Below are 5,950 nucleotides of genomic sequence, written 5' to 3'. Positions count from 1 at the left end.
GAAAGACGGTCATTTTGCTACAGCATCACTTACCATGCAGGTGGATGATTACACGATTGTGGATGATGAAACATTTGACCAGGCAGATTTTTTGAAAAAGATCGCTGCAAGTCCCAACTGTCCCAAATCTTCATGTCCGTCACCGGAAGCCTATATGAGTGCTTTTGACTGCGGAGCGCCAAGAGCATATGCGGTTACACTGTCGGCAGAGTTAAGCGGTTCCTATAACAGTGCGGAACTGGGGAAAAAGTTATTTTTAGAAGAACATCCGGATAAAAAGGTTCATATTTTCAATTCCAAGTCAGCGTCGATTGGAGAGACTCTGATTGGTATGAAGATACAGGAATGCGAAAATGCAGGAATGGAATTTGAAGAGATTGTGGACACAGTAGAACGGTATATAGCCGGTCAGAGTACCTGGTTCGTATTGGAAAATCTGGATACCCTCCGGAAAAACGGACGTCTCAGCAAAGTAAAGGCATTTGTAGCAACAGCACTTAAGATTAAACCTGTAATGGGGGCTACCCAGGAAGGTACCATTGTTCAGCTGGATCAGGCAAGAGGTATGAATAAGGCGCTGGTTAAAATGGTAGATTTTATTGTTGAGAAGGTTGAAAATTCGGAAGAAAAGATTCTGGCTATTTCTCATTGTAATTGTCCGGACCGCGCGAAAATGATAAAGGATGCATTGCTGTCCAGATTAACCCTGAAGGATATCTTTATAATCGATACTGCCGGGATCAGCAGCATGTATGCAAATGATGGTGGAATCATAATTGTTGTTTAAAATTACTGCCGTAAAAATGTCAAAAGAATTAAAAAATACATGCAATTCCTACAAATCTGTGATATAATATAAAAAATGTGCTTGAAGAAATGACAGATAGCAGAAGTAAGGAGAAGAACATATGAGTCAGGAGAAAGTAGACCGTTACAAACAAGAAAAAGCAAATCGTGAAAAGCTTCTTAAAAAACAGAAACGAAATAAAATGTTGATGAAGCTGGGTGGTTTGGCAGTGTGTCTTGTCATTGTTGGATGGGTAGGTTTTTCGGCTTTTAATAAGTTCTATACACCTCCGGTAAAAAACTACGAGGTGAAGACAACAGCCGTGGACGATTATTTACAGGGATTAAATGAAACGGAAACAGAAGCAGCAAAATAATGGACAGCCGGAGTGCGTAGCATTCCGGCTGTAACTTTTTGGTAATCAGGAAGACAAGGAGGAACCGGAAGGTTGCAATTTGATTATAAAATAGAAAATAATGAAGTCTGTATTCTACGCTGTTACGGGGAGGCAGGTAAAGTTAAACTGCCCGGACAGCTGGAAGGATATCCGGTGACTGCTCTGGGAAGGTATATATTTTCCGGGGCATATGACGGGGATGGGGGACAACAGGCAGTCTGTGCCGATATGCTGGAAGAGGTAATTCTGCCGGAAACGGTACGGACAATCGGTGATTATGCATTTTACGGGTGCAGACAGCTTACACGTTTGGCGCTGTATCAGGGAATCCGTGAGATCGGCGGGGGAGCATTTACCGGATGTGCAAAACTATCCAGGTTAAAGATTAGTCTGGACGGCCCTGAGGAATATTGTTTTAAAAATGTCGTTGCAGAGTTAAATCACGAGGTAGAAGTGAAATTAAGCCGGGAAGGACAGGTTATCGCCAGGCTGCTGTTTCCGGAATATTATGAAGAGGCAGTGGAAAATACGCCCGCCAGGATTTTAGAAACCCGCATCCATGGTTCGGGATATACCTATCGGCAGTGCTTTCATAACGGAGCATTTAAATTTCTGGAATATGACAGCCTGTTTTACGATGCAAAAGCATGGGAATCGGAAGATTTCTGTGTCCATCTGGCGCTATACCGACTGGAATATCCCTGGCAGTTAACAGAGGAGCATCAGTTACAGTATCGGGAATATTTAACCGGTCACAGTGCAGCTGCAGGGATGTGGCTGATTCGTTCAGATCGTATGCATCAGCTGGACTTTTTAAGCAGCCAGATCAGATGGCAGTCTGATGTTTTAGAGCAGCTTATATGTTATGCCAGGGAGCAGGGGCGCATGGAGGCGGTTGGATATTTTATGGATTATAAATATGAGCATTATGAAAACAAGAAAAAGAGCTTTGAATTATAGTACCACCCGGAGTAAATACGCCACGATAACTATATACCCACGAATTTACGCCGGGTGGCACTAGATAAATGCAATAGGGAAATAGAAGGGAGTCTATATGGCTGAAGATTTCGCGGCGAGAGAACAGGAAATATGGGAGCGGCTTCAAAAGGCAGGCTTTGATATCCTGATTAACGCCAGAAATGAGTTATACATTCATATGCGTTTTCTAGACGTTGCGCTGTCATCGTTTCAATATCAGATGGATATGGAACTGAACAGTCTTGGAACGGACGGAAATGTCATTTATTACAATGCAAGGTTTCTAGGGGGCTTATTTCGTGAGAGCCGCACCATGGTAAACCGGACATATCTGCATCAGGTGCTGCACTGCCTGTTTTTTCATGTAGTGGAAACCGAAAAACGGGAGGAAATCTACTGGAACCTGGCATGCGATATTGCTGTTGAATCCATTATTGACAGCATGCAGATACGCTGTCTGAAAAAGGGGATGTCCTGGCTGCGGGAAAGTACGTACCGGGAGCTTCGCAGGAGCCTGAAGGTGCTCACTGCTGAAGGGATTTACCTGGAACTGCAAAATATGGATTTTGGTGTAAATAACAAAAAACTGGAAAAACTGATTCGGGAATTCTGTCAGGACAGCCATCAGTACTGGAATAAACAGGAAGAATCCGAAAAAAACAGTGAAATGAACCAGAAATGGCAGGATATACGGGAGCAGATGGAGATGGATCTGGACACCTTTTCTAAGGAATCTGTGGAGGCATCAGGAGGCTTGCGGGAGCAGCTGAAAGTACGTAAGAAAGAGGGCGATGATTACCGCAGGTTTTTAAGAAAATTTTCCGTGTTAAAAGAAGAGATACAGGTAGATACGGACCAGTTTGATTATGCGTTTTATACCTACGGCATGACCATGTATGGCAATATGCCGCTGATTGAACCGGTAGAATCCAAAGAAGTAATGAAAATAGAAGAATTTGCCATTGTGATCGACACATCCATGTCCTGTTCGGGACATCTGGTGCGGCTTTTTCTGGAGGAAACTTATCATATTCTAAAGGAGAACGACAGTTTTTTCAGGAAGGTAAATATCCACATCATTCAATGTGATGAAAAGGTGCAGCAGGACAATAAAATTACATCCGAAGAAGAATTACAGAAATATATGGAAGAGATGGAAATTGTGGGAAGCGGAGGGACGGATTTTCGTCCGGCTTTTGCTTATGTGAATGAGCTATGCAGAAAAAAAGAGTTTACAAATCTCAAAGGTCTGTTGTATTTTACAGATGGGTATGGGATTTTTCCAATGAATATGCCGCCCTATGATACCGCATTTGTATTTATGCGTGAGGACTACGATGATACACAGGTTCCTCCCTGGGCGATAAAAATAATTATAGATGAAGAGGAGCTGTCAAACCGGTATCCTGTTCAAGATGATAGATGATATAGGAGAATAGAAATGAATATTAAAAGAGCTAAGGAAGAAATTAAAAATTCCATTGAAGCATATCTGATGAAAAATGAATACGGAGAATATCAGATCCCGTCAGTGAGGCAAAGGCCCCTGCTACTCATCGGACCGCCGGGAATTGGCAAGACCCAGATCATGGAACAGATTGCAAAAGAGTGCCGGGTAGGGCTGGTGGCCTATACCATTACCCATCACACCAGGCAGAGTGCAATTGGGCTGCCTTATATTGTTGAAAAAGAGTTTCACGGGGAAAAGGTGTCGGTTACCGAATACACAATGAGTGAAATCATTGCTTCGGTGTATGAAAAAATGGAAAAGACCGGTATCCGGGAAGGTATTTTATTTATCGATGAGATTAACTGTGTGTCGGAAACTCTGGCGCCCACCATGCTTCAGTTTTTACAGTGCAAAACTTTTGGAAACCAGAAGGTTCCCGATGGCTGGGTGATTGTATCCGCTGGAAATCCCCCGGAATACAATAAATCGGTAAGGGATTTTGATGTGGTTACCCTGGACCGTATTAAGAAAATTGATGTACAAGAGGACTTCTCGGTATGGAAAGAATACGCTTACCAGGCAGGTATCCACCATGGGGTGCTGTCATATCTGGAATTGAAGAAAAATCACTTTTACTGTATAGAGACCACTGTGGATGGGAAACTTTTTGCTACGGCAAGAGGATGGGAGGATTTGTCCCAGCTGATCAAGGTCTACGAAGCTATGGGAAAAAGGGTTGACCGGGAAGTGGTTTACCAGTACATTCAGCATTGGAAGATCGCAAAGGATTTCTCTAATTACCTGGAATTGTATCAAAAATATAAAAAGGATTATCAGGTTGCCGATATTCTAAAGGGGCACATATCTGAAACTGCCATTGACAAAGTGCGGCGTGCTGCATTTGATGAAAAATTAAGCGTGATCGGACTTCTGGTTTCCAGACTGGATGAACTGTTTCGGACTTGTTACCGCAGTGACGCATTTGTAACAATGGTCTATGAGGAGCTAAAGCGTTTTAAAGACAGGTTAGGCAAATCTGCCTATGCTGCAATGGGAGAGATTGTCCGGAAAATGGAAGAAGAGACTGCCAGGCTGCTTTTAGCAGAGCAGCTGACCAAAGAGGAGGAGCACATCCGCAGAAAAGCTGCTGCCCAGTTGGAAGACTATGAAAATCTGTTAAAAGCGGGAAGCTTTATAGATAATGAGGAAGCTTTTGAAGCAGTGAAGGAACGATTTGCTGATATTACGGTATCCCGCAGTACTTCATTCAAAGAAGCAGAGGAGGCGCTGAATTTTGCTTTTGATTTTATGGAAGCAGCATTTGGGGACAGCCAGGAAATGGTTATCTTTATTACGGAACTCAATACTGATTTTTATAGTGTATGGTTTGTGGATGAAAACGGTTGTGACCGGTATTATAAATATAATAAGACCTTGTTATTTGCAGAAAAACAAAAAGGGATTTTACATCAGCTGGATGAAATTGAGGAGCTTGGGAATATTTAAAGATATCTTACAAGAGCAGGAAAAATGGAATAAAGCCAGACATGTCAATCAATCGATATGTCTGGCTATTTTATGCTTTTTACACGAATTCAGATATTTTTTTATTACTTATTTCTATTATCTATTTCTATTATTTATTTTTTTCGATCTCAGCCATTTTCATAGCACGTACTTTTAACGGAAGACCAAACAGTGTGATGAACCCGTCTGCATCATGATGGTCATATAACTCTCCGGTGGTAAAGCTTGCCAGAGATTCACTGTATAAGCTGTATGGGGAAGTAGTGCCGGCTTTGATGATATTGCCCTTGTAGAGCTTGAATTTTACTTCTCCAGTTACATATTCCTGTGTTACATCAACGAATGCCTGGATTGCTTCACGAAGAGGGGTAAACCATTTGCCTTCGTATACGATCTGAGCAAATTTGTTGCCCATATCTTTTTTAGTTTCCATGGTGGCACGGTCTAATACTAATTCTTCTAACTGGTCATGTGCTTCCATAAGGATGGTTCCGCCCGGTGTCTCATATACGCCGCGGGATTTCATTCCTACAACCCGGTTTTCAACGATATCTACAATACCGATTCCATGTTTTCCGCCCAGTTCATTTAATTTGGTGATGATTTCAGATACTTTCATCTCTTCACCGTTTAAGCTGATAGGGGTACCTTTTTCAAAGGTCATGGTAACGTATTCGCCTTCTTCCGGAGCTTTCTCAGGTGATACGCCCAGCACTAACAAGTGGTTGTAATTTGGTTCATTAGCCGGGTCTTCCAATTCCAGACCTTCATGGCTGATGTGCCACAGGTTACGGTCACGACTGTAGCT

5 protein-coding genes and 1 pseudogene are annotated in these 5,950 nt (G+C 42.5%); 5 read left to right on the top strand and 1 reads right to left on the bottom strand.

The window, feature by feature from the left end:
* From ACH2DQ_RS28515 to ACH2DQ_RS28495, 5 genes are all read left to right on the top strand, one after another.
* Nucleotides 1-787: DegV family protein (locus tag ACH2DQ_RS28515; RefSeq protein WP_395028754.1), on the top strand; the 787-nt coding region annotated here is incomplete at its 5' end.
* A 121-nt stretch (nucleotides 788-908) separates the two neighbouring features.
* Nucleotides 909-1,163 carry a hypothetical protein gene (locus ACH2DQ_RS28510; RefSeq protein ID WP_027294367.1) on the top strand — a complete coding sequence of 85 codons (255 nt, stop codon included), beginning with the start codon at nucleotides 909-911 and terminating at the stop codon, nucleotides 1,161-1,163.
* A 72-nt stretch (nucleotides 1,164-1,235) separates the two neighbouring features.
* Complete coding sequence (locus ACH2DQ_RS28505) at nucleotides 1,236-2,144, top strand: leucine-rich repeat domain-containing protein (protein ID WP_394913472.1); 909 nt, start codon at nucleotides 1,236-1,238, stop codon at nucleotides 2,142-2,144.
* A 97-nt stretch (nucleotides 2,145-2,241) separates the two neighbouring features.
* Nucleotides 2,242-3,591 carry a VWA-like domain-containing protein gene (locus ACH2DQ_RS28500; RefSeq protein WP_394913473.1) on the top strand — a complete coding sequence of 450 codons (1,350 nt, stop codon included), beginning with the start codon at nucleotides 2,242-2,244 and terminating at the stop codon, nucleotides 3,589-3,591.
* Between the two features lie 15 nt (nucleotides 3,592-3,606).
* Complete coding sequence (locus ACH2DQ_RS28495) at nucleotides 3,607-5,121, top strand: ATP-binding protein (protein WP_394913474.1); 1,515 nt, start codon at nucleotides 3,607-3,609, stop codon at nucleotides 5,119-5,121.
* A 130-nt stretch (nucleotides 5,122-5,251) separates the two neighbouring features.
* On the opposite strand, the pseudogene ACH2DQ_RS28490 reads toward ACH2DQ_RS28495, so the two are convergent.
* Nucleotides 5,252-5,950: pseudogene (locus ACH2DQ_RS28490) on the bottom strand (argininosuccinate synthase); the annotation flags it as partial.

Source organism: Robinsoniella sp. (assembly GCF_034124845.1).
This window is presented reverse-complemented; position numbering and strand designations above follow the sequence as displayed.

Coding starts and splice junctions, on each gene's coding strand:
- ACH2DQ_RS28510 (WP_027294367.1), top strand. CDS start 909: ATGAGTCAGGAGAAAGTAGACCGTTACAAACAAGAAAAAGCAAATCGT.
- ACH2DQ_RS28495 (WP_394913474.1), top strand. CDS start 3,607: ATGAATATTAAAAGAGCTAAGGAAGAAATTAAAAATTCCATTGAAGCA.
- ACH2DQ_RS28500 (WP_394913473.1), top strand. CDS start 2,242: ATGGCTGAAGATTTCGCGGCGAGAGAACAGGAAATATGGGAGCGGCTT.